25 protein-coding genes are annotated in these 24,744 nt (G+C 37.2%); 5 read left to right on the forward strand and 20 right to left on the reverse strand.

What is annotated here, in order from left to right; translation table 11 throughout:
• Positions 1-10 precede the first annotated feature (10 nt).
• The 15 genes from holA to pdhA form a co-directional block, all read right to left on the reverse strand.
• The gene (gene holA, locus FC56_RS02765) at positions 11-1,042 is read right to left on the reverse strand and encodes a DNA polymerase III subunit delta (RefSeq protein ID WP_054670878.1); all 1,032 of its coding nucleotides are present in this window, start codon (positions 1,040-1,042) and stop codon (positions 11-13) included.
• Entirely contained in the window at positions 1,023-3,338 is a 2,316-nt protein-coding gene (locus FC56_RS02770; RefSeq protein ID WP_056977967.1) for a DNA internalization-related competence protein ComEC/Rec2, read from the reverse strand. The genes holA and FC56_RS02770 overlap by 20 nt, the downstream gene beginning before the upstream one ends.
• Entirely contained in the window at positions 3,331-4,056 is a 726-nt protein-coding gene (locus tag FC56_RS02775) for a helix-hairpin-helix domain-containing protein (protein WP_054670888.1), read from the reverse strand. Before FC56_RS02775 ends, FC56_RS02770 begins: the two co-directional genes overlap by 8 nt.
• A 52-nt stretch (positions 4,057-4,108) precedes the next feature.
• Positions 4,109-5,152 carry a SepM family pheromone-processing serine protease gene (locus FC56_RS02780; protein WP_056977969.1) on the reverse strand — a complete coding sequence of 348 codons (1,044 nt, stop codon included), beginning with the start codon at positions 5,150-5,152 and terminating at the stop codon, positions 4,109-4,111.
• Positions 5,153-5,641 (reverse strand): pantetheine-phosphate adenylyltransferase, encoded by a 489-nt coding sequence (gene coaD / locus FC56_RS02785; protein ID WP_225425405.1) that lies wholly within the window; start codon positions 5,639-5,641, stop codon positions 5,153-5,155.
• A complete protein-coding gene (gene rsmD, locus FC56_RS02790; protein ID WP_056977973.1) occupies positions 5,638-6,195 on the reverse strand; it encodes a 16S rRNA (guanine(966)-N(2))-methyltransferase RsmD in 558 nt (185 codons plus the stop codon). The genes coaD and rsmD overlap by 4 nt, the downstream gene beginning before the upstream one ends.
• The gene (locus FC56_RS02795) at positions 6,192-6,479 is read right to left on the reverse strand and encodes a DUF2129 domain-containing protein (RefSeq protein WP_054670899.1); all 288 of its coding nucleotides are present in this window, start codon (positions 6,477-6,479) and stop codon (positions 6,192-6,194) included. The genes rsmD and FC56_RS02795 overlap by 4 nt, the downstream gene beginning before the upstream one ends.
• Positions 6,480-6,487: 8 nt before the next feature.
• The gene (locus tag FC56_RS02800; RefSeq protein WP_056977975.1) at positions 6,488-7,657 is read right to left on the reverse strand and encodes an FtsW/RodA/SpoVE family cell cycle protein; all 1,170 of its coding nucleotides are present in this window, start codon (positions 7,655-7,657) and stop codon (positions 6,488-6,490) included.
• Between the two features lie 121 nt (positions 7,658-7,778).
• Positions 7,779-9,614, reverse strand: a complete 1,836-nt coding sequence (typA, locus tag FC56_RS02805) for a translational GTPase TypA (protein WP_056977977.1) — start codon at positions 9,612-9,614, stop codon at positions 7,779-7,781.
• Positions 9,615-9,691: 77 nt separating this feature from the next.
• Entirely contained in the window at positions 9,692-10,474 is a 783-nt protein-coding gene (locus tag FC56_RS02810) for an inositol monophosphatase family protein (protein ID WP_056977979.1), read from the reverse strand.
• An 8-nt stretch (positions 10,475-10,482) separates the two neighbouring features.
• Complete coding sequence (locus FC56_RS02815; RefSeq protein ID WP_082620564.1) at positions 10,483-10,761, reverse strand: UPF0223 family protein; 279 nt, start codon at positions 10,759-10,761, stop codon at positions 10,483-10,485.
• Positions 10,762-10,856: 95 nt separating this feature from the next.
• Entirely contained in the window at positions 10,857-12,281 is a 1,425-nt protein-coding gene (gene lpdA, locus FC56_RS02820) for a dihydrolipoyl dehydrogenase (RefSeq protein ID WP_056977981.1), read from the reverse strand.
• A gap of 7 nt (positions 12,282-12,288) precedes the next feature.
• The gene (locus FC56_RS02825) at positions 12,289-13,590 is read right to left on the reverse strand and encodes a 2-oxo acid dehydrogenase subunit E2 (RefSeq protein WP_056977983.1); all 1,302 of its coding nucleotides are present in this window, start codon (positions 13,588-13,590) and stop codon (positions 12,289-12,291) included.
• Positions 13,591-13,628: 38 nt separating this feature from the next.
• Positions 13,629-14,606, reverse strand: a complete 978-nt coding sequence (locus FC56_RS02830) for an alpha-ketoacid dehydrogenase subunit beta (RefSeq protein ID WP_054670917.1) — start codon at positions 14,604-14,606, stop codon at positions 13,629-13,631.
• Positions 14,607-14,608: 2 nt separating this feature from the next.
• The gene (pdhA, locus tag FC56_RS02835; RefSeq protein WP_056977985.1) at positions 14,609-15,727 is read right to left on the reverse strand and encodes a pyruvate dehydrogenase (acetyl-transferring) E1 component subunit alpha; all 1,119 of its coding nucleotides are present in this window, start codon (positions 15,725-15,727) and stop codon (positions 14,609-14,611) included.
• A gap of 299 nt (positions 15,728-16,026) precedes the next feature.
• Here pdhA and def point away from each other — a divergent pair, with 299 nt between their 5' ends.
• Positions 16,027-16,587 carry a peptide deformylase gene (gene def, locus FC56_RS02840; protein ID WP_054670924.1) on the forward strand — a complete coding sequence of 187 codons (561 nt, stop codon included), beginning with the start codon at positions 16,027-16,029 and terminating at the stop codon, positions 16,585-16,587.
• A gap of 34 nt (positions 16,588-16,621) precedes the next feature.
• On the opposite strand, the gene FC56_RS02845 is transcribed toward def, so the two are convergent.
• Positions 16,622-17,092 (reverse strand): hypothetical protein, encoded by a 471-nt coding sequence (locus FC56_RS02845; RefSeq protein WP_056977988.1) that lies wholly within the window; start codon positions 17,090-17,092, stop codon positions 16,622-16,624.
• 175 nt (positions 17,093-17,267) lie between these two features.
• Here FC56_RS02845 and FC56_RS02850 point away from each other — a divergent pair, with 175 nt between their 5' ends.
• The 4 genes from FC56_RS02850 (at position 17,268) to FC56_RS02865 (ending at position 21,196) form a co-directional block, all read left to right on the forward strand.
• Complete coding sequence (locus tag FC56_RS02850; protein ID WP_056977989.1) at positions 17,268-17,483, forward strand: DNA-directed RNA polymerase subunit epsilon; 216 nt, start codon at positions 17,268-17,270, stop codon at positions 17,481-17,483.
• A gap of 2 nt (positions 17,484-17,485) precedes the next feature.
• A complete protein-coding gene (rnjA, locus tag FC56_RS02855) occupies positions 17,486-19,177 on the forward strand; it encodes a ribonuclease J1 (protein WP_056977991.1) in 1,692 nt (563 codons plus the stop codon).
• Positions 19,178-19,258: 81 nt separating this feature from the next.
• A complete protein-coding gene (locus FC56_RS02860; RefSeq protein ID WP_056977992.1) occupies positions 19,259-20,212 on the forward strand; it encodes a diacylglycerol/lipid kinase family protein in 954 nt (317 codons plus the stop codon).
• Positions 20,213-20,236: 24 nt separating this feature from the next.
• Positions 20,237-21,196 carry an ADP-ribosylglycohydrolase family protein gene (locus FC56_RS02865; protein WP_056977994.1) on the forward strand — a complete coding sequence of 320 codons (960 nt, stop codon included), beginning with the start codon at positions 20,237-20,239 and terminating at the stop codon, positions 21,194-21,196.
• 44 nt (positions 21,197-21,240) lie between these two features.
• Here FC56_RS02865 and FC56_RS02870 read toward each other — a convergent pair whose 3' ends face one another.
• The 4 genes from FC56_RS02870 to FC56_RS02885 all read right to left on the reverse strand — a co-directional run bounded on the left by FC56_RS02870 (position 21,241) and on the right by FC56_RS02885 (position 24,723).
• Complete coding sequence (locus FC56_RS02870; protein ID WP_054670937.1) at positions 21,241-21,450, reverse strand: hypothetical protein; 210 nt, start codon at positions 21,448-21,450, stop codon at positions 21,241-21,243.
• A gap of 141 nt (positions 21,451-21,591) precedes the next feature.
• Positions 21,592-22,512: a ribokinase gene (gene rbsK / locus FC56_RS02875; RefSeq protein WP_056977996.1), complete on the reverse strand. Its 921-nt coding sequence runs from the start codon at positions 22,510-22,512 to the stop codon at positions 21,592-21,594.
• Between the two features lie 105 nt (positions 22,513-22,617).
• A complete protein-coding gene (gene rbsR, locus FC56_RS02880; RefSeq protein WP_056977998.1) occupies positions 22,618-23,625 on the reverse strand; it encodes a ribose utilization transcriptional repressor RbsR in 1,008 nt (335 codons plus the stop codon).
• 108 nt (positions 23,626-23,733) lie between these two features.
• The gene (locus tag FC56_RS02885) at positions 23,734-24,723 is read right to left on the reverse strand and encodes an aldo/keto reductase (protein WP_054670941.1); all 990 of its coding nucleotides are present in this window, start codon (positions 24,721-24,723) and stop codon (positions 23,734-23,736) included.
• Between the last annotated feature and the right edge of the window lie 21 nt (positions 24,724-24,744).

A 24,744-nucleotide genomic window follows, 5' to 3' on the forward strand; every position in this document is an offset into this window, starting at 1 on the left:
TGGCTCTTTTTTATGCACTCGCTTTAACGTCCGCAAATTTAAGTAAAAACAATTCAAACAAGAATTGCGGATCTTGAGAAGTTGACTTTAAAGAGGTCTCCAAGTCAATTAATCCCAAGTATCCCCGTCTTAAATCCTGATAATTAAATTTATTTCCGACTTGTAGTGCTAATTTAATCCTGTAGGGATGAACTTTTAGGCTGGTTGCTAAGCTGCCTTGAGAATATCCGTGTTTTTTTAAAATCATTACTTGCAATAATAACCTAAATTGTTGGACTAAAACCGCATTAATTCTTAAAGGCTCTTCACCTTCAATTAATAGAGAATGATATAACTCAATAGCTTTTGTCACCTTTTTAGCAAGTACTAATTGCACTAGATCAAAAACATTTTGTTCCATAGATTGTCCTACTAAATCAGCCACTACGTCTGCTTCAATTACTTTAGTATCCTGATAATATAAAAATAATTTTTCCAGACCATTCATAATTAAAGTTAAATTAGCACTGGTACGTTGAACAATAGTTTCAACAACCGATGGTTCAATTTGGTAACCATTATCAGTTACAATTTCAGCAACTAGGCGTTTTACCTGCTGCTCTGAACTTTGATTAATATCGATTACCTGAGCGGCAGTTTTAACTGCTTTAGTAACCTTTTTTCTAGCATCTAATTTTTCATAGGGTGCAAAGATTACCAAAACCGTACTAGGCTCTGGGTATTTTAAATATTCTATTAGATCATCTAAGTTATGATCCACCTTAGATTTTGTTTTAGCTCCAGTTAAAAAAAATGGTCGTTTAATAATCACTAACCGGCGCTCTCCAAAAAACGGAATGGATTTAGCATCCCCAATGGCATTGCCAACAGCTTCTTCTTCCATGTCATAAATACCAATATTCATTTCCTGTTCTTCTTCTGGAATTAACTGAATGAATTGTTGCTTAATTTGATCTGTTAAATAATCCTGGTCTCCTTGTATTAAATAAACTTTTTCCGGATTTTTAAGGTCAAATTGTTGTTTAAAAGTTAAGTAATCCATGCGTGGCTTCCCTTCTTTGTTTAGCATCTCGTTTAATAATTCCAGGTTGGTTAGCCTGATAAGAATATTGAATCATCCCGTCATGTTGGGTGTTCATAATTTTAACGTTATTTTTAGTTAAGGTTTCTATAGTTTCTTGATTAGGATGATTATATCGATTATTTTTACCGGCAGAAATCCAAGCTACTTGCGGTCTTAACTGTTGAATAAAGCGTGGATCACTAGCAGTTTTACTGCCATGATGTCCCACTTTTAATACGTCCGTTTTAAGCTCAGGATATTTTCTCAACATTTTTAATTCATTGTCTCGATCTAAATCTCCAGTAAATAGCCATCTTTGCTGGCCAAAGGTTCCCCCTAAAACTAACGAATCTTCATTTTTACCCGTTCCTAAAGTATTGGGATGAAAGCATTCAAAAATACCTGGTTGGCTATTAGTTTGGTCGGTGATCGGAATTAGTTGCTTAAAACTACCTGACTTTAACCGCTGCAAAAAATGAGGATTCTCTTCCATTCCTGCAGGTACAATAACATTGTTTACCCTTAATTTCTGTAGATAAACTGGTAAATCTCCACAATGATCAGCATCTTGATGACTAATCCAAATGTTATCTACTGTTTTAACACCTATGCTTTTCAAATAGTTAATGACGGTGCGTTCTGCCTGATAATTATCTGTTTTTCGTTGCCATTTAGAGACATTAAACGTTAACCTGCCGCCCGTATCTATAATGTTAACAGACTGATTCTGAGGGGTACGGACTAAAAAGCTATCTCCCTGCCCCACATCAAACATTGTCACTTCTCCATTAATCGGATAGTGAATACGAATAAAACTAGTGCTGTAAAAAACAAGCAACAATAGAATTTCCAATTTAGTTCGTTTCTTAATGATAATCGCAACAGTTAAAGAAAACAACATCAAAGAAGTGATTAAACCAGGTTTTCCAAACGTAATCATTCCTGGCAAACTACTAATAAAATTTAAGCCAGTATTAAACTCACGAATAATAAAATTAATTAATGTCACCCCTGGCAAATTAGCCCAGTTCAGCACAACTCCTAGCAAGACTAGCGGAATAATTAATATACTAAAAATTGGTAAAATTAAAATATTAACTAACAGCGACAAACAGTGCCACTCGAAAATATGTTCTAAAATAATTGGCAAACTAAGCATGCTCAACCAAAATGATTTAGAAATGGTTCCCCGATTATGCAAAATAATAAGCCCAAAAGATAACGCATAGCTAAATTGACAGGCAAGCAAAAAACATGCCGCTGGAAAGATAATAAGGTTAATTATCAAAGTAACACTCCATACGTCTAGCATACTTATCTGCCAGTTAAATAAACGACCTAAAATCTTAATTTCCGCACTCAATACTGCTCTTAACAGCCCCACACTTGCTCCAGCGAATATGAAATAAATAATTAACATTACGGCTTCTAACACTGATCGCAACTTATCCGGTAACCATTTTAATCCCCACTCAACTAACATCAATAAATAGGTTACGTGCATTCCAGAAATACTAAACAGATGTAATAATCCCAGTTGGGTTACCCCCGGAGTCATTTCATAAAAATCAGTTTCTCGATAGCCACTTATTAAACCCAATGCATAAACCTTCAAATGAGCTGGTAGCTTTTGACAGTAATGATTAAATTGGGTTCTAATAACATGAATTTTATCAACTATACTTAAAGCTTCCTTTATTTGGAAATAATTAACGTGCTGCACTATTAAGCGGTTAGAAATGCTTTGTACCCGATAAAAAAATTGCGAATCAAACTGATTAAAATTGGTCGGTTTCTTAACGGGCTCAATAACTCCAGTAACTTGTAATTGAACCGGATGAGATTGAGATAACAGCCATTGTTGCTCTTTCAGACTTTCAATGGGGATTACCACCATCACCGTCTGATTTTGTGATTGAAAGCTAATATGAGCCCTTCCAGTTAATAAATCTCCCCTAATCTGATAATGATCTGGGTAAATATCTAATTTACCATTATATTCTCCTATCATTTGGTTCTGCTCAATTAAACGTTGATTAAAACAAAACGCAGCTCCAAGATACCCAATCGCTACCAATGCAATGAGTCCCCACATTTTGCTATCTCGCAAGCAAATTATTCTAATAAGGGTTAATGAGACTAGTACCAAACCTAGTTTCCAGTTGCCAAATAATAACATGCTAATGGCTAATAAAAATAATCCCGGAAAAAACATGGTATTAGCAACGTATTTGCTTTTTATTTTGGGAGCTTTTCTGACTAGTTGTTTAGACACAAATACTATCCTTTAAATTTTCAAACGTTTTATCACCAAATCCGGATACATTCTTTAAGTCTTCAATCTGCTTAAATTGTCCGGTAGATTCCCGGTAGGCAATAATTTGTTCAGCCTTCTTTTCTCCGATACCAGTTAGCTCCTGCAATTTATTCTTATCAGCTGTATTCAGATTAATTTTTCCACTACTAGAATTAGTAACTGAGAAACTAGAAGAGTCGCTGGAAGTCTCGCTACTAACATTCGTGCTTTCACTAGCATTCTGCGGTTCTTGAGGTGTAATTCCTTGTTTCAAAGCATTACCTTGTATTTCTCCCTTTAATGGAACATAGATGACCTGTTGATCAGCTAATTTGCCAGCTAAATTAATTTGCTTTTTGTCTGCTGACTTAGTAAACCCTCCTGCTAAGTTAACCGCATCCTGAGTTCGCATGTTCTTAGTTACCTGATAAACTCCTGGGCGCTTAACCGCTCCTTTAACATCTACATATAACTGTTCCGTTTCTTTGGCCGCCGGAGTGCTAGAACTGCTTTTAACTGACGGTTTGGTTTTCATTAAATCACTTTTAGTAACCGAAGATGAGGGCAACGATCCACTAACATTTCGAGGATGATTATTAGTAATAATTAACCCGCCAATCAACAGTCCAATTATTACTAACATAATAAACAAAATATGGTACAGATACTCCTCCACCACTTCCTTAATTCGTTCCATAATTAATTCGCTCCTTTCTTAAATTTAAGTACGAAAAAAAGGATTAATTAAATTAATCCTTTTGGTTTCTTAAGTATGAAACTGCCTGTTCAAAAGTACTGATAGGTACGACTTTCATATTAGGAGCGTATTTTTTAGCAGTTTTTTTAGCTAATTGATAATTGGTTAGATGATCAGGTTCAAATTTCAAAACTGATTTAGTTGGCTTAATATACGGTGCTAGGAAAATTTTAGCCCCACTACGCTTGGCAGCAATAATCTTTTTATCTATTCCCCCAATTTCACCAACATTTCCTTCAGCATCTATGGTTCCTGTTCCTGCAATTTTTTGTCCATGACGAAGATCTTGGTTAGTCAGTTGACCATAAATTTGTAACGCAAACATTGTTCCACCTGATGGGCCGCCCACATCCCCAGGATTTACCTTAACGGGGATTTTAGTCTGGATTGTCATATTATCAGTCAAAATAATACCAATGCCTGCTCGCTGCTTGCTAATCTTAACTAATGGCTCTCTAGCCGTTTTATTAATTCCATTTCGTTCATAAGAAATCGTAACTTCTGTTCCAGCTTTTTTGCCTTTAATATAATTTACAAATCCGCTAGAGTTTTTAAAATGGTGGCCATCGATAGCGGTAACTACATCACCAACTGCCAATTTTGACTTAAATTTAGAGTTTTTTTGAACGTCTAACACGTAGATACCATTGTACTTTCGTTCAACATCTTGGTGCGCAGATTTGTACGCAGTAAAAATGGCCTCATTAATGGAACTTTGCATATAAAATTTCTGCACTTGTTCGTACTGCACCATATTTTGTCCACTAGTGACATCATTTGCATCTTCGATAGTGTAATACGGAACCATTTTAGCCCACAAATAGGTTAGCGGTCTGGCTTGAGATATTCCAACAGAAGTAAGCATAAAGGAACCTTTTCGTTTATCAGGATGATTTTTAATCTTCACGAAGTTATTAATGTCAGAAGCCTGACCAGGTCCTTCAATATATTTAGGAAGTGGCCAAAATAAAAACGCTGCTAATAACAAGATGCCGATCAGCCACCAGAAAACAGATTTAGGCCATTTACGTTTCATTTATTCTTGTTCCTCAAACTTTCGTTTAAAATCTTGAACAACGTTTTGGGGAACGAACTGGGTTACATCACCACCAAAACTAGCAATTTCTTTAATCATGCTAGAAGAAATTGCTCTGGTTTGAGAACTGGCCGGAATAAAAAGCGTTTGAATGCTCTCATCCAAGGTACTGTTTAATTCAGCAATTGCCATTTCACTCTCCAAATCAACGTTACCCCTGACCCCTCTAATTAGGTATTGAGCTTGCAACTCTTGAGCAGCTTGAACAGTCAAACGATCAGAAACAACTACCGAAACATTTTCGAATCGAGCTACAGCAGTAGCAATTTGTCTTTGACGTTCAGCGACCGTAAAAAGCCCCTTCTTTTGAGTATTTTGCGCAATAACTACATATAAATGATCAAATAATTTATGAGATTTCTCTATAACTTCTATGTGACCCAAAGTTATTGGATCAAAGCTACCTGCATAAACTGCATTTTTCATCATTTCACCTCAAATCGATAAAAGTTCAACCTAGTTAGCCCATATTCTTTTTGCTTAGTTCTCTTAAAATTAGCAAACTGCTCAGGTAATTCAGTTTCATTATCGGTTTCACAAATTACCGTTGCACCGTCCTCTAACAAGTTTAACTGCTGCAGTTGTTCCATCACTACCACCATTTTTTGTAATTTATATGGTGGATCCAAAAATACTATATCAAAGCGTTGACCTTCCGTTGCTAAATCAATCAACACTTTTTCAGCAGCACCCTTAATTACTCGAACCTGATCCTCTGCGTGTATCTTGGCTAAATTATCCTTAATGGTCTTAACGGCTTGATACTGACGATCAACTAAGACGGCGGAGTCCATACCTCGAGAGATAGCTTCCAACCCAACAGCTCCAGAGCCTGCATAAAGATCTAAAAAGCTGCCGCCGTCAAAATAAGCTCCTAGCATACTAAACAATGATTCTTTAACTTTATCAGTGGTGGGTCGGGTTTTATCTCCCTTTACTCCTTCTAAGCGAATACCACCAAATTTTCCGGATACAATTCTCATGGTTCTTCCTCATCATCTCTTTTATCAAATTCAATCAAATCAGTTGCTGATCGTGAAATTAATTGTTCTCGCAGTTCAGACATATGAGAATCAATTACCTGTTTAACAAACCCCAACTCACTAATTTCTTCAACAATTTGTTGCTTGTTTTCTTTATCAACGTACATTACCACGTAACGCATTTTACGGGAAAAATAATAAATGGTACCGTACTTACGCAGTTCTTTTAAATGTCTGGGCGTATGAACGTATACCACTAATCCACACCTTGTTGTATTATCCATTACATTAATTACTCCTTAATCACTCGTTGACGTTCTTGACGCTGTTTATCACTAATGTTTAAGATAACTCCAATACATAAGGATAGTGTCAAAATACTTGATCCTCCGTAACTAATAAACGGAAAGGTTACCCCAGTGATAGGAAGCGCACCGATTACACCACCAATGTTAAATAAGGATTGGACCGTTAAATAGGTAGCTCCTCCATAACATACTAAACTTTGGAAAGTGTCGTTGCTGCGAATCCCTAGTAAAACACACCGGCAAACAATTACCATCAGCAAAAATAAGATCATAATCACCGTTAATACTCCGAGCTCTTCGCTTAAAATAGCCATGATGAAATCAGTATTAGGTTCAGGTAAATACCCAGTTTTTTGAATACTGTTGCCTAGCCCTACCCCAAACAAACCACCATTACTAATTGCATAGTAGGAATTAACTAGTTGCTGACCAGTGCCGGTTGCATGACCAAAAGGATCCAAAAAAGCCACAAAACGTTGAATCCGATAAGAGGATTTGGCAAAGTCCATTTTGGAAAGAGGTTCAATTACAAACATTAACGACAAGATGATAGCTAAAATAAAACCACCCAAAATAGTAACCGAACGACGCCAAGGAATACCACTGGCTAACAACATAATAGCTACAATCATAAAGTTAATAGCAAATCCACCAGAATCCGGTTGAGCCAAGACCAATAGCAACAAGAGCCCGGTTCTAATTAACGTCGGGCGCATAGTAAGCCACCAGGAATCATCAGGATCCATCAGTTCATCTTGTTTGAGGTCAACAAAATTAGCGATTCTGATAATCAAAAAGAACTTTAAAAATTCTGCTGGTTGTAAATTAACGGGCCCCAAATTAATCCAGCCAGAAGCTCCGTTAATTGATTGTCCAAACATCAACAGGTAGACTAACCCTATGTAAAAAGCAATTTCAATCCATTGCAAAAGTTTTTGATTTCTTAATTTATTTAAATTAAAAAACATCATAAAGGTGACAATAATTAAACTTAAGACTACAAAAACTGACTGCTTAATCAAATAACTTGTAGGGCTACCACCATTTTGGGTTCCGATATTAGCACTTGCCGAATAAACCATAATGATTCCAATAATCGACATAATTAAATATGGAATTACGATAAAATAGTCCAATTTCTTTAAACGTTTCATTTTCTTACTCTCCAAGTTAAGACTTCAAACAAAAACAACTCTATTATATCATAGCGATTTTGCAATTTTTGCCAATAAAAAAGCGAAGAACTTATACAGTTCTTCGCTTTTAAAAAATATATTAGTTACGCTTACGCTTTTTAGCTTCTTTTTCACGAGCGCTAGTGTTTAAAGTCTTCTTTCGGAGACGAACAAAGTGAGGAGTAACTTCACATAATTCATCATCGTTAAGGAATTCAAGAGATTCTTCTAGAGTTAAGTGATCTGGAGTTTTGATCTTAGCCATATCATCTGAACCAGCAGCCCGGACGTTAGTTAAGTTCTTACCCTTAGTGATGTTAACAGTGATATCATTTTCACGACTGTTTTCACCAACGATCATTCCTTCATATACTTCAGTACCAGGATCGATCATCAAAGTACCACGACTTTCAATACCCATCATTGCGTAAGTAGTAGCCTTACCTGCATTCATAGATACCAAAGTACCCTTTTGACGACCGGGGTTCCAGTTTTTAATTACTGGCATGTACTTTTCAAAGGTGTGGTTCATAATACCATAGCCACGAGTAATTGAAAGGAATTCAGTAGAATAACCAATCAAGCCACGAGAAGGTGCAAGGAATGTCAACCGAGTTTGGCCATTACCAACACTTTCCATGTTTTGCATTTCTGCTTTACGTTGTGACAAAGTATCAATGATTGAACCAGTATATTCATCTGGTGTATCAATTTGAACTGATTCGAATGGTTCACTGTTAACACCATCAATATCACGATAGATAACTTCTGGACGTGAAGCTTGTAATTCGTAACCTTCACGACGTAAAGTTTCAATCAAGATTGACAAATGAAGTTCCCCACGACCAGAAACAGTCCATGCACCTGGATCATCGGTATCTTCAACTCGAAGAGAAACATCGGTATGCAATTCTCGCTTAAGACGATCTTCAAGTTGACGAGAAGTAACAAACTTACCATCTTGACCAGCAAATGGTGATGTATTAGTTGCAAAAGTCATTTGCAAAGTAGGTTCATCAATACGAAGTACTGGAAGTGGTTCTGGATGTTGAGCATCAGTAACAGTTTCACCAACACTGATTTCTTCCATCCCAGAAACGGCAATCAAGTCACCGGCTTTAGCTTCTTCAATATCTTCACGTTTAAGTCCGAAGAATCCCATTAATTTAGTAACACGGAAGTTTTTCTTTGAACCATCAAGCTTAAGAACTGAAACAGTGTCCCCAACTTTAATAGTTCCACGGAATACTCGGCCAATACCAATTCGACCAACGAAGTCGTTATAATCTAACAAAGCAACTTGGAATTGCAATGGTTCATCAGAGTTATCAATTGGTGCTGGAATAGTCTTAACAATAGTGTCAAAGACTGGCTTCATAGTATGTTCTTGAGTATCAAGATCAGGATCATAACTTGAAGTTCCGTTCATAGCAGATGCGTAAACAACTGGGAAGTCTAATTGACTTTCATCCGCACCTAATTCAATAAATAAATCAAGAACTTCGTCCACTACTTCTTCAGGACGAGCACCCGGACGGTCAACCTTGTTGATTACTACGATTGGAGTTAAATGTTGTTCCAAAGCTTTTTTAAGAACAAATCGAGTTTGTGGCATGGTACCTTCAAAGGCATCAACAACCAACAAAACACCGTCAACCATTCGCATAATTCGTTCTACTTCTCCACCGAAATCGGCATGTCCTGGGGTATCCAGGATATTGATTTGGCGATCACCATAACGAACAGCGGTATTTTTGGAAAGAATCGTGATCCCACGTTCCTTTTCAATAGCGTTAGTATCCATGGCACGGTCTTCAATTTGAACGTGTTCATCTAAAGTATCTGATTGTTTTAATAATTCGTTAACTAATGTGGTCTTACCATGATCGACATGGGCAATAATGGCAATGTTACGAATGTCATCTCTAGTTTTCAAGTTACTTGCTTCCTCCTAATTGGACTAATTTAGATAGCTTAATCAATAAAAAAACTGTGACAACCGTCACAGTATGACTATTGACTTACTATTGTAAGAATGTCGCTATGCGCTCTTTTCGTTGCTATCAGCACTACGCCTGATGATAGCATATTTAACGGCTGGCCGTCAACCATTGTAAATGACAAACCACAGCATTCTGCCAAGATTTTTCCAGCACCAAAATCCCAGGGGCGTAAATAAGAAATATAACCAACTAATTCTCCCTTTATAACCGCCATAATCTCTAAACCAGCACTACCGTATATTCTCATCCCTAATGCGCTGTCCCCAATTGTTTGCATATTATACTCATTATGAACTAATAGCGGTCCACTTAAACCAATTAACCCTTCAGATAGCCCTTGATTTTCAATATTAGAAATTTCGGCTTGATTAAGTTTAATGCCGGTTAAGGGGCCTCCATGAAGTAATTCGCCAGTTACCACATTCATAATATAACCCAGAATTGGTTCTTGATCCTTATAAACTCCAATCATAATTGCAAAATTATTTCGTTGCTTAACAAAATTCATAGTGCCATCAATTGGGTCTACTATCCATATGATCCCATCGGTATTTTCATCTACCTTGTCGCCAAAGCCTTCTTCTCCAAGAATATGACTTTCTGGATACTGTGTTTTAATTTTATTAGTTAAAAATTGTTCCACTTGCTTATCAACGTTGGTCACTAAATCTTTTCGTCCACTTTTGGTTTCAACCGTTAGTTGAGAATTAAGTTCACTAAGAACAATCTCCCTAGCTTCTCGCAACCACTGACAAACTTGTCTATCAATTTTTACATACTTAAGATCTTGCATGTTTGGCCTCACATTTTAATATACTTAGCTTCAGAATTTTTAGTTGCTTTAAAAACTTGGTAAGCATCATAAGTGGATACCGCTTTGAATTCTTTTTCTAATTGTTTTTGTTCCATTTTACTAGGGACAATATTAGTGAACTCCTTGTAAGCATTTAAAAATTCGCTTCGGGAAACTCCTTGAGAATTCTCATATGCTTGTTCCACTAGTTGATAAAAATTTATTACCGCTAATAATTCAGATTGATTCCAGTCTTCCATAAGAGGATAAGAATAATTATTTTGCATTATAATCTTCCATTCATTTAATTTCTCTACCTTATTAAGTATAACTAATTTTCTTCCAACAAACAAAAAAAGGCGAATAATTCGCCTTTTTTAGATTAAATGTGAGTTGGGAATCCTAGAGCAATATCAGCTGCTTCTTGAATTGGTTCACTTAATGTTGGATGTGGGTGAATGGTCAAAGCAATATCTTCAACATTCATGCGACCATTAACTGCTAAGCTAAGTTCAGCAATTAGGTCACTGGCACCTGGGCCAACAACTTCCCCACCAAGAATAGTTTTATCATCCTTGGTGTAAATTAAACGAACAAATCCTTCAGCTTCATCCAAAGAAACTGCTCGAGCATTTCCGGCAAATGGGAATTTAGCAGTAGCTACTTCTAGTCCCTGTTCCTTAGCTTGTGATTCTGTTAAACCAACAGAAGCTAATTCTGGATCTGAGAAGCAAACTGCTGGAACCCCAATATAGTCATTAGCAGTCTTTTCGCCAGAAATAGCACCAGCGGCTACTTTACCTTGGAAGAACGCTTTATGAGCAAGAGCAGGACCAGAAGCGATATCACCAATTGCAAAGATATGTTCAGAAGCAGTCCGACCTTGTTCGTCAGTCTTAACTAACCCACGATCAGTTAATTCTACTTTTGTATATTCTAAGCCTAAATCGTCAGTATTTGGCTTCCGACCAACAGTTACCATGCAGTAATCTGCTTTAACATTTTCTTCCTTACCATCAACTTCATAAGTAACGGTAACACTGTTAGCATCTTGTGATGAAGTTTTAGCTTTGGCAGAGGTAATTACAGTTACCCCTTTCTTCTTCAATTGTTTAAGAACAACTGCAACCATATCCTTGTCGAATCCGGCTAGGATAGAATCTGTACCTTCAATAATAGTTACGTGAGAACCTAAGTTAGCATATGCTCCCGCTAATTCAGTCCCAATATAACCGCCACCGATAACAACAAATTCTTTTGGAATTTCAGGAAGATTTAACCCACCGGTTGAATCAACAACGCGGTCTTTAAAACTAAATCCAGGAATTTCAATTGGCCGTGAGCCGCTAGCTATGATTAGATTATCGAATTCGATAACTTGACCATTATTGGCGGTCATAAATTGTTGTGGTCCTGTAGGCATAACTCGAAGTTGAGTATCACTATCTAAGACAGCTTCACCGTTAATGACTTCAACATTGTGCTTCTTGAGCAACATGTTGACACCATTAGTCATTCGGTCAACAACTTTATGTTGCTTCCAATCTTGAGTTTTAGCAAAGTCAATAGTTGCAGGTTGAGTAGCAATACCCCAAGTAGAACCATCGTTGGCTTCTTGAAGACGATGTCCAGCAGCAATTAAAGCTTTTGAAGGCACACAGCCAACATTCAAACATACGCCACCAACTGTATCTGACTTTTCAATAACCGTTACTTTTTGTCCCAGTTCTGAAGCTCTGATGGCAGCAACGTACCCACCAGGACCTGCTCCGATAATCACTGTTTCTTTTTTTTCAGCTTCAGCCATTTGAAAATCATCCTTCCATCATTAACATTTCTGGATCGTGAAGTAATTTGGTCATCAAGTTTAATGCACGTTGAGCCAAAGCTCCATCAATCAATCTGTGATCGTAACTAAGTGATAACTTAAGCATGTTACCCACTTTAATTTCACCATCTTCATCAACAAACGGTTCTTTTGCAATCTTACCAACACCTAAAATAGCAACTTCAGGTTGGTTAATAACTGGGGTAAACCAGCCACCACCAATTGAGCCAACATTACTGATAGTAATTGAACCACCGCTCATTTGAGCTGCGCTTAGCTTGTTATCGTATGCTGCTTGACTATTTTCAGTGATTTCTTTAGCAATTTCAAACATACCTTTAGAATCTGCATTCTTAATGTTTGGAACGTAAAGACCATGATCAGTATCAGTTGCAATACCAATGTTGTAGTAGTGTTTGTAAACAATTTCTTGAGTACTATCATCAATAGAAGCATTGAATTCTGGGTACTTTTTAAGAACTGCTACTAAAGCCTTAACAACATATGGTAAGAAAGTAAGATGAATATCTTCTTCAGCAGCAACTGCTTTGTACTTCTTCCGGTTAGCCATTAATGCTGTAACTTCAACATCTTGGAATGAAGTAACGTGTGGAGAAACATCTTTAGATGTCCGCATTGCATTAGCAATAACTTTTCTAACTGGTGACATTGGTTCTCTAGTTTCCATGTCAGCTTGAGCAGATGTGTAAGGTTTAATTGCCTGTCCACTAGCTTTAGCAGCTGGAGTTGCAGCAGAAGCAGTTGCTGAATTAGCAGCTGGAGCTGGGGCTGCAGAACCATCAAAGTTATCAACATCGCTCTTAGTTACTTGACCATGATTACCAGTAGCTGGAACCACAGTGATATCAACACCTTTGTCACGAGCGTATTGGCGTACAGATGGCATTGCTAGAACTAATTTATTAGGATCTGAAGCAGCTGGAATAGCACTGCTAGTTGCTGGAGCAGCTGTTTCTTCTTTAGGAGCTTCTGCTGGTGCAGCAGCTTCTTTTGATTCTGCAGGGGCTGCATCTTCAGGATCATCAGCTGATCCGTCATCAATTACAACTAAAACGTCACCAATTTCAGCAGTTTCCCCTTCTTGTTTTCTAATTTCTTTAATTGTACCGTCAACTGGTGAAGGTAATTCAGAAACTGATTTATCGTTTTGAATTTCAACCAAGATGTCGTCTTCTTTAACAGCATCTCCTGGCTTTACTAGCCATGAAGCTACTTCACCTTCGGCCATTCCTTCCCCAAGTTCTGGGAGTTTAAAGTTAAAAGCCATTACTTTTACTTCCTTTCCAAAGTTACTATTTATTAAGCTTAATAATTTAAGATTTCACGTGCTTTTTCTTCGATATCGTTAGCATTTGGCAACCAGTCATTTTCAGCCATTGCAAATGGATAAACGCTATCTGGAGCAGCAACTCGACCAATTGGTGCATCTAATGACATAATCTTGTTTTCAGCAATTTCAGAAGCAACTACTGCACCCACACCTGCCATCTTTTGAGCTTCTTGAACAACAACCACTTTGTGGGTCTTTTCAATAGAAGCAAAAATTGTGTCAGTATCAATTGGTGAAAGTGAACGCAAATCAATAACTTCAGCAGAAATATTGTCTTCAGCAAGTTTTTCAGCGGCTTTTAATGATTCGTTAACTTCAGCACTGTAAGCAACAAGTGTAATATCTGAACCTTCGCGAACTACCTTAGCTTTATCAAGCGGAACAGTGTAATGACCTTCTGGAATTTCATCCTTCATTGAACGATATAATTTCAAGTTTTCCATGAACATAACCGGATCGTTATTTTCAACAGCAGAAATAATTAATCCTTTAGCATCATATGGATTACTTGGAGTAACTACACGTAAACCTGGAATATCAGTGAAGAAACTTTCCAAAGAGTCAGAATGCATTTCAGCAGTATGGGTACCACCACCAAATGGAGTCCGAATAGTAACAGGCATTGAAACAGTACCACCAAAGCGGAAACGGTTACGTGACATTTGTCCGGCAATTGAATCTACAGCTTCAAATGTGAATCCCATAAATTGAATTTCTGGAATTGGACGCCAACCGGTAAGAGCTAACCCAATTGACAAACCTAAAATACCAGATTCAGCTAAAGGAGTATCAAATACTCGGTCTTCACCATATTTATCTTGTAAGCCTTCGGTAGTTCGGAAAACACCACCGTTTTTACCAACATCTTCACCAAAGATTAGTGTCTTAGGATCATCTTGTAATACTTGGTTCAATCCATCAGTAATTGCTTTAATATAAGTCATCTTAGCCATGATTACTTAGACTCCTTTGCTTCGAATTTTTTAATATCGCGAGCCACATTAGGGGTTGGTACTTCGAATGTGTCTTTCAAGAAATCAGAAACTTTTTGCTTAGGTGCAGCTTCAGCTTTCTTCATAGCTTCCTTGAATTCACTCTTATATTGATCTACTAATTTATCTTCTTTTTCTTGTGACCAGAGACCCTTGTCACCTAAAACTTTTCTCATTCGAATTAATGGGTCACGATCGAACCAAGGTTTTTCTTCTTCTTTTGTCCGGTAACGACTAGGATCATCACCAGCTGAACTATGAGCACCGAACCGGTAAGTTAATGTTTCAATTAATGTTGGTCCGTTACCGTTAGCAGAATATTCGCGAGCTGTCTTAGCAACTAAGTAAGTAGCTAAAATATCCATACCGTCAACTTGAACGGATGGAACACCCATGGCCACAGCTTTTTGTGCCAAAGTTTCAGCAGCAGTTTGCTTATAACGAGGAACGGAAATGGCAAAACCATTGTTTTGAACAAAGAAGACAGCAGGTGCTTGGAATGCACTAGCAAAGTTAACACCTTCATAGAAGTCACCTTGTGAAGTACCACCATCACCAGTGAATGAGTATGCTACAGCATCCTTTTCGCCATTCTTTTTAATACCCAAAGCAGCACCAGCGGCTTCTACGTATTGGGCACCAATAATGATTTGTGGGAACATTGCTCGAACGCCTTCAGCGTACATATTGCCGTTAACATGACCTTTTGACCATAAGAATCCTTGTTCTACAGTCATACCATGTTGGATAAGTTGAGGAAGATCACGATAAGCAGGGAAAATAAAGTCTTGCTTCTGCATTGCTGAAGCTATTCCCATTTCACTTGCTTCTTCACCAAAGGTAGGAGCATAAAATCCGAGACGTCCTTGACGAGAGAAACTCATTGTTTGTTCATGCAAGGTACGTTCCCAAACCATTTTTTCCATGAAATCAACTAATTGGTCATCGCTAAATTGGTCAAACAATTCTTTGTTTACAATTTCGCCCTTTTCGTTAACGATTTGAACAGGTTTGTTATATGGATCGCTCATTGTTGATTTGATTTTGTCGAAATCAACAATCTGCTTACTCTTTGCTGCCATAAAAAACACTTTCCTTTCCTTTAAGCAAATTTAAGTAATGCTTTGCATCACTTCTTAACCACAACATCAATTTAGCATCTTTTCAGAGTGTTTGCAAGCCCTTTCATTATTGTGAAATGAACAATTTCTCAAATATTGACAAAACCCTTGCCGCTCTAAATGTTTGCGCTTTCATAAAATTATTTTTGTGAATTTATGAGCTTCACTTTTCATTGAAAATATTGCATGATTAGTCTTTTTTTTAAATATACGGTAGAATAAAGGTAACTATTTAACTTTACTAATGGAGGAACTTAATCTTGTTTTTAATGAAAGATATTGTCCGAGACGGCGATCCAGTGCTACGCCAACAGGCTCAAAATGTATCGTTTCCTCTCTCGGAAGAAGACAAACAATTAGCTGCTGACCTAATGGAATACTTAGAAGTTAGTCAAAACCCAGAACTATGCGAAAAGTACCAACTAAGAGCTGGAGTAGGATTAGCTGCTCCGCAAGTTGGAGTATCCAAAATGATGGCTTCAGTATTGGTCCCAGCAGAAGACGAAAATGAAAAGCCAATTTTCAAAGATGTAATCATTAATCCCGTAATCGTGTCTAATTCTGTTCAACGAGGAGCATTAACCGAAGGCGAAGGTTGTCTATCAGTTGATAAAGAAATCCCTGGATATGTTCCTCGTGCAGCTAGAATTACACTAAAGTACCAAGATGTTGATGGTGTTGAGCATAAGGTTCGACTTAAGAACTATCCTGCCATTGTTTGCCAACATGAAATCGACCACTTGCACGGAACTCTATTTTATGATCATATAAACAAAGATGATCCATTTCATAGAGAAGATGACGAAGTTTTTATCTACTAAAATAAAAAGCACCGGGCAAATAGCCCGGTGCTTTTTATTCATCTAATCTTTTCAAATCTTCAACGTATTCTAAGGTTACCCGATTTCTTAAATAGGCAACGTCAAAATATAATTGCGTTTCCATTAACCACATATCTGTAATGGCAAAATATTTGGAGGAATCAACGCTTTCTAAATCATTATCTATTCCGAATTGATTTAATGAACTTTCCAACTTTGATTTAACGATGGGCAAATCATTTTTTACTACGTTTACAGCATCCAAGTGATATTCAAAGGCCATTACTCCTCTTCCCCAAACACCAGCATTATAACTAGATATAATTGTGGAATCGCTAGCAATCAACTTCTGCTGCTTAACAGCATAATTAGTAGCCGCGTCTACAATTGGTTGTGTCTTAAGACTTAAACGTTTAGTCTGACGATTAACAACAAAATAATGAATTCCAAAATAAACTAACCCCGCTAAAATTAAACCAATGATCACTTCCGTAAATAGGTTCATCTTCTTGCCCCCTATTTCAATTATTATCAACCATTCTACCATGTTATTTAGTAAAATAATTGCCAGCACGATTTCTATACTTATTTACAACATTATGGTACAGTATTACTATCAGTTGTGTTTTCACAACCACTCGAACGAACTGAAACTAATTAATTATTAAAGGAGCTACACCATGATTTTCAAAGTATTATACCAAAAAGACAAGATCGAAACTCCCCGTAGAGAAACTACCCTATCTTTATATTTAGAAGCCGAAACAGAAGTAGACGCTAGAAGCATCGTTCAAGAAAATACCGATTATAACATCGAATACATTGAACCTCTTCAAGGCAAACATTTAGAATATGAACAACAATCACCTGATTTTAAATTAACGGAGTTTAACTAAACATGAAAAAATTAAACGTCAAGAATAACGAAGCCGCAATTTACGGTGTCGGTGGCCTTGGCGAAATCGGAAAAAATACCTATGGGGTTCAATTTCAAGATGAAATTATCTTGATTGATGCCGGAATTAAGTTTCCTGAAGATGACCTCTTAGGTGTTGATTACGTTATTCCAGATTATCAATACTTAGTTGATAATAAAGAAAAAATCAAAGCCTTAGTTATCACCCATGGTCATGAAGATCATATTGGGGGAGTTCCTTATTTACTAAAGACTTTAAACGTACCGATTTACGCCGGACCACTTGCGATGGCCTTAATCAAAAATAAATTAGAAGAACATGGTCTTTTAAATTCAGCCGAACTTCATGAAATTGGTGAAGATACGGTTCTTAAGTTCAGAAAGACCAAAGTCACCTTCTTTAGAACTACCCACTCAATTCCAGATACCTTAGGAATTGCTGTTCATACGCCAGTTGGGGTGATTGTGGAAACTGGAGATTTTAAATTCGACTTAACCCCAGTAACCAATATGCCACCTAACCTTCAAGCAATGGCAAAGCTAGGTGAAGAAGGCGTTCTTTGTTTAATGTCTGATAGTACCAATGCTGAACGCCCTGTTTGGACTAAATCAGAAAAATGGGTAGCCAACTCTATTGAACGAATCTTTGATCAAATTGAAGATCGGATTATCTTTGCTACTTTTGCTTCTAATATTTCTAGAATTAAAAGCGCTTGTGATAATGCCCTAGCTCATGGTAGAAAAATTGCGGTCTTTGGCCGAAGTATGGAAGCCGCCATTAATAACGGCTTAGAATTAGGTTACCTAAGCATCCCGGCTGACGCTTTTGTAGATTCTTCTGATTTACAATCATTACCAGCCAACAAAACTATGATTTTATGTACTGGTTCTCAAGGTGAACCAATGGCTGCTTTATCTAGAATTGCTAACGGTACTCATCGCCAGATTACTATTCAACCTGGGGACACCGTTATTTTCTCAAGTAACCCAATCCCTGGAAACACTACCAGTGTTAACGCCGTTATCAATAAATTAGAAGAAGCCGGCGCTAACGTTATCCACGGTAAAGTAAATAACATTCATACTTCTGGTCATGGTGGTCAAGAAGAACAAAAATTGATGTTGCGGTTGATGAAACCTAAGTTCTTCATGCCTATTCATGGTGAATACCGGATGCTTAAAATTCATACTGAATTAGCTGAACAATGTGGAGTGCCTTTGGAAAACAGCTTCATCATGCAAAATGGTGATGTTCTTGCCCTTTCTAAAGACACCGCTCGAATTGCTGGTCATTTCCAGGCTGGCGATGTTTACATTGATGGTAACGGAATTGGTGATATTGGTAGTATTGTCCTTCATGATCGCCAATTGCTTTCTGAAGAAGGAATTGTCATTGTAGTGGCAACTATTAATCTTGAAAATGAAGAAATTCAATCTGGACCTGATATTTTATCTCGCGGATTCGTTTATATGCGTGAATCTGGTGAATTATTAGATGAAGGTCGCCGACTTGTTTTCCGAACTATTCGTAAAGAAATGCATGCTAAAAAGCCTACTGAAGCATCTATTCGTAGCGCTATAATTGATGATTTACAGGAATTTTTGTTTGACAAAACTGAGCGGCATCCGCTAATTTTACCAATGTTGATTATGAATAATCACGTTGCAAAATAGTTATCATTTTAAGCTTTAAAAGCTGTTGAACATACTTTTGTTCTACAGCTTTTATTATTTTTATTAACGGAGGATGCGATAATGCAAACTAAATTTTACATCATCGTAAATGAAGCTGCTGGTGGTGGTAAAGTCAAACAGGAATGGCCGCAAATTCAGTCCGAACTGAATTCTTTATCCGTAAACTACCAGTTTCAAAAAACTATCTATTCTGGTCATGCCATCAAACTAGCTCAAGAGTTATGTGCTGAATTAAAATCGGCTACCAATCAAGAAAATGTTATTCTAGCTGTTGGTGGTGACGGTACTCTCCATGAAACTTTAACGGGAATGAAAAAATATTTTACAAATCACCCCGATGAAACTCCCATTCCGATTGCTTATCTGCCAATCGGCTCCGGCAATGATTTCGCCAGAGCGGCCGGCCTTTCTCTTAATTGGAAAACAGCCATTCAACAAATTCTAAGCTGTCATAGTGATAGACCCATTAGTATTGCTACTTTTGACAACCATCAAGACAAAGAATTAGGATATTTCGTCAATAACTTTGGGATTGGATTTGATGCAACCATTGTCTCTAAAGCCAATCACTCAAAAATTAAAAAACGACCATTTTTGGGACAATTTAGTTATATTTTTGCAGTATTAGGAGTCTTGACATATTTTAAGGCTTTTCCTTTAAAATTGACTGTTGATGATAAGACTACTACCTATCAAAAAGCATTTTTAGTAACAACCTCTAATCACCCTTATTTTGGTGGTGGGGTTAAAATTTTGCCCCAAGCATCTATTTTTAATCAGCAGTTAGAGTTAATAATTGTTGAAAAACCATCGTTTCTTCAATTGATTTTATTTTTAATTATGTTACCTTTAAGAAAACACTTAAGTTTAAAGTATGTTCACCATTTAGTTAGTGATAAATTTCGCTTAACTACCAGTAATCCTCAGTTTGGACAAATTGATGGTGAGGAAACCGGTGATCGGATTTTTGATATTTCTTTTGGAATTTCAACTTATCCTTTTTGGCTTAAATAATCTGTAAACGAGGTATTTAGTATTATGTATTCCACAAGATATTTACTATTTCAGTCTTTAACTGCAGTAGCCATTGGCGACGCTTTAGGAGTCCCCTATCAATTTAAGAACCGGGACTTTTTTGCAAAACACCCCGTTAGTCAAATGGAGGGGTACAAAACCTTTAACGTCCCAGCCGGCACTTGGTCGGATGATACCTCGTTAACCATTGCAGCCTTAATCAGTCTTTCTCTGGGGTTAAACTACTATGATATGATGTCTCGCTTTGCTCAATGGTACTATTTCGGAGATTATACCCCCTATGGCAAGTCATTCGATATTGGTAGAACTACTCAACGTTCTATTGAACGTTTTGCAGCTGGAGTGGACCCATTACTATGTGGTGGAACAGATGAATATGATAATGGCAATGGAGCTTTAATGCGTATCGTCCCCATCGCATTTTACATAGTTTCTCTTCCTGGAAACTATAAATTCGATGACCAAACGGCTAAAATTGTCCATGACTATTCCTCGTTAACCCATGGTCATCCTCGTAGTCTGGTAGCGGCCGGAATTTTGGCCAATGCTACTGTGAGATTAATTCAAAACCCGAATCAATACACTATGTTGGCAGCTATTAGAGAAGCTTTAAAATATTATCAAAACCAACCAAAGTTTAAAGATCAAGTTGACTACTTTACTCACCTGGGAGAATTATCTTTTTATAAGCAGCCAGAATCAAAAATTCAAAGTTCTGGTTATGTAGTAGATACGTTAGATTCAGTTTTTTGGTGCTTAATGAACTCAGAGCAGTTTTATGCCGCGGTAAAAAAAGCAGTTAATCTAGGAAACGATGCCGATACCATTGGCTCAATTACAGCTATGCTAGCATCATTATTATATGCTCCGGTATCCTTTCCAACTAAATGGTTGGACATTCTTAAGGGTCGTAACCAAATCAAAAGTAGCGTTTCTATTGCCTTGCTATCACCTAATTTTTAACTAACAAAAAAGGACTAACTTAATGAAAAGTTAGTCCTTTTTTATTAGTCTTCAGAAGCCTCCATGGCTTCCAAAATCATATTTAATTGAGCACATTTTCTAGTCAATTCGTTCATCTCATCGCCAAATTGTGGTTGAATAACGATGGTTTCATCAGTCGCCGGACATGCCGATTGAGCCTCTTTAGACTTCAAATCATTAAGTTTATCGGTAGCTGCAACGTATTCTTCCAAAATTTCTGTTTTATTACTCATTGTCATTTGCTCCCTTAAGTAAAATGAAGTTTTCTCACCTAAAAGATAACACTTCCATTGATTTTTGTTAATTCTATTTTGTAGAACTAACTAACGACAAGAATTCTATCAAATTGTTTCTCAGAATGCAACTAATAGTTTCTAATTTTTGTAAGTAGCATTAATTTGGTCAGTAGTAGGAATAGAAGGTAAAGCTCCCATTGATTGAACTGTGATGGATGAGGCCTTTTGAGCGTAAGTCAAAGCTTCAGCAATGTTGCTTAAATCACCACTCAATTGTGAGCAAAGAGCACCGATGAAAGTATCACCAGCAGCAGTGGTATCAACAGCGTCTACTTTAAATGCTGGTACAAAGCCGTGAGCAGCTTCTGTTGAATAGTAGGCACCTTTATCCCCAACGGTAATAATTAGGTTCTTAACGCCCATTTTTTGGAATTTAGCGGCATTAGCATCCATAGAAGCTTCATCAGTAACTTCAATACCAGTAAGAGTAGCACTTTCAGTTTCATTAGGAATAACTAAGTCAGTAACAGCTAATAATTCTGGCATAATGGTTGCAGCAGGCGCTGGGTTCAATACGGTAACTACACCATTTTCCTTAGCAATCTTAAAAGCTTCTAAAGTCCGTTCTTGAGGAGTTTCAAATTGAGCCACAATAAAGTTAGCTGACTTGATAAGTTCTTCAGCTTGCTTAATTACAGCACTGCCCATACTTTGGTTAGCACCACCATATACCATAATACTATTTTGGCCGTTTTCATCTAATAAAATTACGGCAGATCCAGTACCTTGGTCTTCAACTATGTTAATGTGAGCAGTATCAATTCCGTTATCCTTTAAAGCTTTAATCATCATTTGGCCGGATTGGTCATCGCCAACTTGTCCAATAAAACAAGTATCTGCATTTGAACGGGCAGCAGCAACCGCTTGGTTTGCTCCCTTACCACCTGGAGAGCTAGTTTTACTTTGAGCTGAGATGGTTTCGCCAGGTTGAGGCATGTTAGCAACGTGTAAAGTAGTGTCAACGTTTAAACTTCCTAAAACAACGACTTTATTTTTCATAGAAATTATTCCTCTTTTGTATTCATCTTTAGTATTGAAAACGTTTAATTAAAACCTTTCACCTAAAATTTTATCAGAATCGTGAAAAAGTTACAATCCCTCTTCTTATTTAATTTTTCGAACACTTTGCCGTTCAACCAAATTAATTGGCAACGTGACGTGCTGTGGCGCTTTATCTCGGTTTTTAATTCGCTCAATAATTAATTGGGCCGCCGTTTCTCCCATTTCAAATGCTGGTTGATTAATTGTAGTTAGTGCTGGAATCGTATATTCAGCCATGTCAATATTATCATAGCCCATAATAGAAATATCTTCTGGGACTTGTAATCCCATATCATTAAAGCCGCGGTTAAGGCCAATGGCAATTTCATCGTTAATTGCAAACACCACTGTTGGCTTAGCTTCCCAAATAGCTGCGCTAATATCAACACCACCCTGCTTAGACAATTGAGTCGTAAAAATTAATTCTTCCGGAACTGGAATTTGTAACTCCGTCATTCGTTCCATGAAGCCTGCTAAACGGTGTTCTAAATTAAGAGTTAATTCAGAAGTTATTACTACTGCCACTTTTTGATGTCCCATTTGGTGTAAATAATCAGCGACCATTTTACCACCCTGCTCATTTTGCATATCAACTTCGTCACCTTTTTCGGGACGACTTCTGTCAATCAATAGGTATGGTAAGCCATTTTGTTGTAACATGTGATCAATTTGGTTAACATCTTCCACCGCTGAAGCAATAATCATTCCATCAGCAGCTCTTCGGATGGCTTCTAACATATAATGACCAGCGATCTCAGGACTATCATCAGAGCCAAAAATTAAGGGGGTGTATCCCTGGCTCATCCCATAAGCTTCAATTCCACGATTAAATTCCGCAAAAAAGGGGTTATTTAAGTTAGGAACCAATACTCCAATAGTTTGTCCGGATCTACGAATCAGGCTTTGAGCATTAAAGTCTGGGACATAACCCATTTCTTTTTGAAGTTCTTTTACTCTCGCTACCGTCTTGTCACTAAAACGTTCTTCTTTTCCATTTAGGATTTGAGAAACGGTAGTAACAGAAACGTTAGCTCGTTTTGCTAGGTCAGTAATGGTTACTTTTTTTATCATCTGGCATTCTCCGTTCAAAGAAATTCTTGTTAACATTATAACAAAATAAAAAGACCGCAATTGATAAAAAATCAATTTTACGGTCTTTTTCTGTTCGAACTAATTTAATTAGCCTAGTACAATCTTATCAATTGCTTCTAATTCATCTGAAGTAAAATCTAAATTTTCCATTGCTTTAATGTTGTCTTGAAGATGTTCTACCTTGGAAGCTCCAGTAACTACACTTACCACAGTAGGATCATTTAATAACCAGGCAGTGGCCATTTGGGCCAAAGATTGGCCACGATTTTGGGCAATATCATTTAATTGATTTAACTTAGCCTTTAAATCGTTGGCACCACCACTTAGTACACCACTATTAGTTGGATGTAACTTCATGTCTGCTGGTAAATCATTGAGGTATTTGTTAGTTAATAGTCCTTCAGCTAAAGGTCCATAAGCAACAACAGCTTTCTGTTCTTCTCTAAGTAAGTCTACCACACCGTCTTCTTTAACATCCCGGTTAAGCATGTTGTAAGATAACTGGTTGACTGCAAATGGAGTATGCAATTCCTTAAAGTACTTGATCATTTCTGCGGTTTGTTCCTTATTGTAGTTAGAAATCCCAACATACAATGCCTTACCTGACTTAACAATATCATCTAAGGCCACTGCAGTTTCTTCCAAACTAGTATTAGGATCAAATCGATGACTATAGAAGATATCAACATAATCAAGGTTCATACGTTCCAAGCTAACGTCGATAGCGTTCATCAACGTTTTACGACCAGAGAATGAACCATAAGGTCCAGGCCACATATGGTAACCGGCTTTAGTAGTAATCACTAATTCGTTTCTGTAAGGCTTTAAGTTAGCTTTATAAACCTCACCAAACATTCTTTCAGCGGCTCCGGAACCGGGCCCATAATTATTAGCAAGATCAAAACTAAATATCCCAGAATCAAATGCATCTAAAATAACTCGTTCACTATCACTATAGTTGGCGTCATCGCCAAAACTATGCCACATACCAAAGGAAATTCCTGGTAATTGAAGGCCCGTATTTCCTGCTCGACGAATAGTTGCTTTTTCATAACGATCATCATTTGCTTTATACATTTTATTTCCTCCGTTCATTTA

The sequence above is a fragment of the Lentilactobacillus senioris DSM 24302 = JCM 17472 genome, from assembly GCF_001436555.1.
GTDB classification, from domain to species: Bacteria; Bacillota; Bacilli; order Lactobacillales; family Lactobacillaceae; genus Lentilactobacillus; species Lentilactobacillus senioris.

Bases quoted from the DNA above. Each gene is read 5' to 3' on its own strand.
- holA (WP_054670878.1), bottom strand. From the start codon at position 1,042: ATGGATTACTTAACTTTTAAACAACAATTTGACCTTAAAAATCCGGAA.
- FC56_RS02825 (WP_056977983.1), bottom strand. From the start codon at position 13,590: ATGGCTTTTAACTTTAAACTCCCAGAACTTGGGGAAGGAATGGCCGAA.
- FC56_RS02830 (WP_054670917.1), bottom strand. From the start codon at position 14,606: ATGGCTAAGATGACTTATATTAAAGCAATTACTGATGGATTGAACCAA.
- FC56_RS02780 (WP_056977969.1), bottom strand. From the start codon at position 5,152: ATGAAACGTAAATGGCCTAAATCTGTTTTCTGGTGGCTGATCGGCATC.
- rsmD (WP_056977973.1), bottom strand. From the start codon at position 6,195: ATGAGAATTGTATCCGGAAAATTTGGTGGTATTCGCTTAGAAGGAGTA.
- FC56_RS02815 (WP_082620564.1), bottom strand. From the start codon at position 10,761: ATGCAAAATAATTATTCTTATCCTCTTATGGAAGACTGGAATCAATCT.
- FC56_RS02860 (WP_056977992.1), top strand. From the start codon at position 19,259: ATGCAAACTAAATTTTACATCATCGTAAATGAAGCTGCTGGTGGTGGT.
- rbsR (WP_056977998.1), bottom strand. From the start codon at position 23,625: ATGATAAAAAAAGTAACCATTACTGACCTAGCAAAACGAGCTAACGTT.
- FC56_RS02885 (WP_054670941.1), bottom strand. From the start codon at position 24,723: ATGTATAAAGCAAATGATGATCGTTATGAAAAAGCAACTATTCGTCGA.
- FC56_RS02810 (WP_056977979.1), bottom strand. From the start codon at position 10,474: ATGCAAGATCTTAAGTATGTAAAAATTGATAGACAAGTTTGTCAGTGG.
- rbsK (WP_056977996.1), bottom strand. From the start codon at position 22,512: ATGAAAAATAAAGTCGTTGTTTTAGGAAGTTTAAACGTTGACACTACT.
- FC56_RS02870 (WP_054670937.1), bottom strand. From the start codon at position 21,450: ATGAGTAATAAAACAGAAATTTTGGAAGAATACGTTGCAGCTACCGAT.
- FC56_RS02795 (WP_054670899.1), bottom strand. From the start codon at position 6,479: ATGGATAATACAACAAGGTGTGGATTAGTGGTATACGTTCATACGCCC.
- coaD (WP_225425405.1), bottom strand. From the start codon at position 5,641: ATGATGAAAAATGCAGTTTATGCAGGTAGCTTTGATCCAATAACTTTG.
- FC56_RS02850 (WP_056977989.1), top strand. From the start codon at position 17,268: ATGATTTTCAAAGTATTATACCAAAAAGACAAGATCGAAACTCCCCGT.
- FC56_RS02845 (WP_056977988.1), bottom strand. From the start codon at position 17,092: ATGAACCTATTTACGGAAGTGATCATTGGTTTAATTTTAGCGGGGTTA.
- pdhA (WP_056977985.1), bottom strand. From the start codon at position 15,727: ATGGCAGCAAAGAGTAAGCAGATTGTTGATTTCGACAAAATCAAATCA.
- FC56_RS02865 (WP_056977994.1), top strand. From the start codon at position 20,237: ATGTATTCCACAAGATATTTACTATTTCAGTCTTTAACTGCAGTAGCC.
- FC56_RS02800 (WP_056977975.1), bottom strand. From the start codon at position 7,657: ATGAAACGTTTAAAGAAATTGGACTATTTTATCGTAATTCCATATTTA.
- lpdA (WP_056977981.1), bottom strand. From the start codon at position 12,281: ATGGCTGAAGCTGAAAAAAAAGAAACAGTGATTATCGGAGCAGGTCCT.
- FC56_RS02775 (WP_054670888.1), bottom strand. From the start codon at position 4,056: ATGGAACGAATTAAGGAAGTGGTGGAGGAGTATCTGTACCATATTTTG.
- rnjA (WP_056977991.1), top strand. From the start codon at position 17,486: ATGAAAAAATTAAACGTCAAGAATAACGAAGCCGCAATTTACGGTGTC.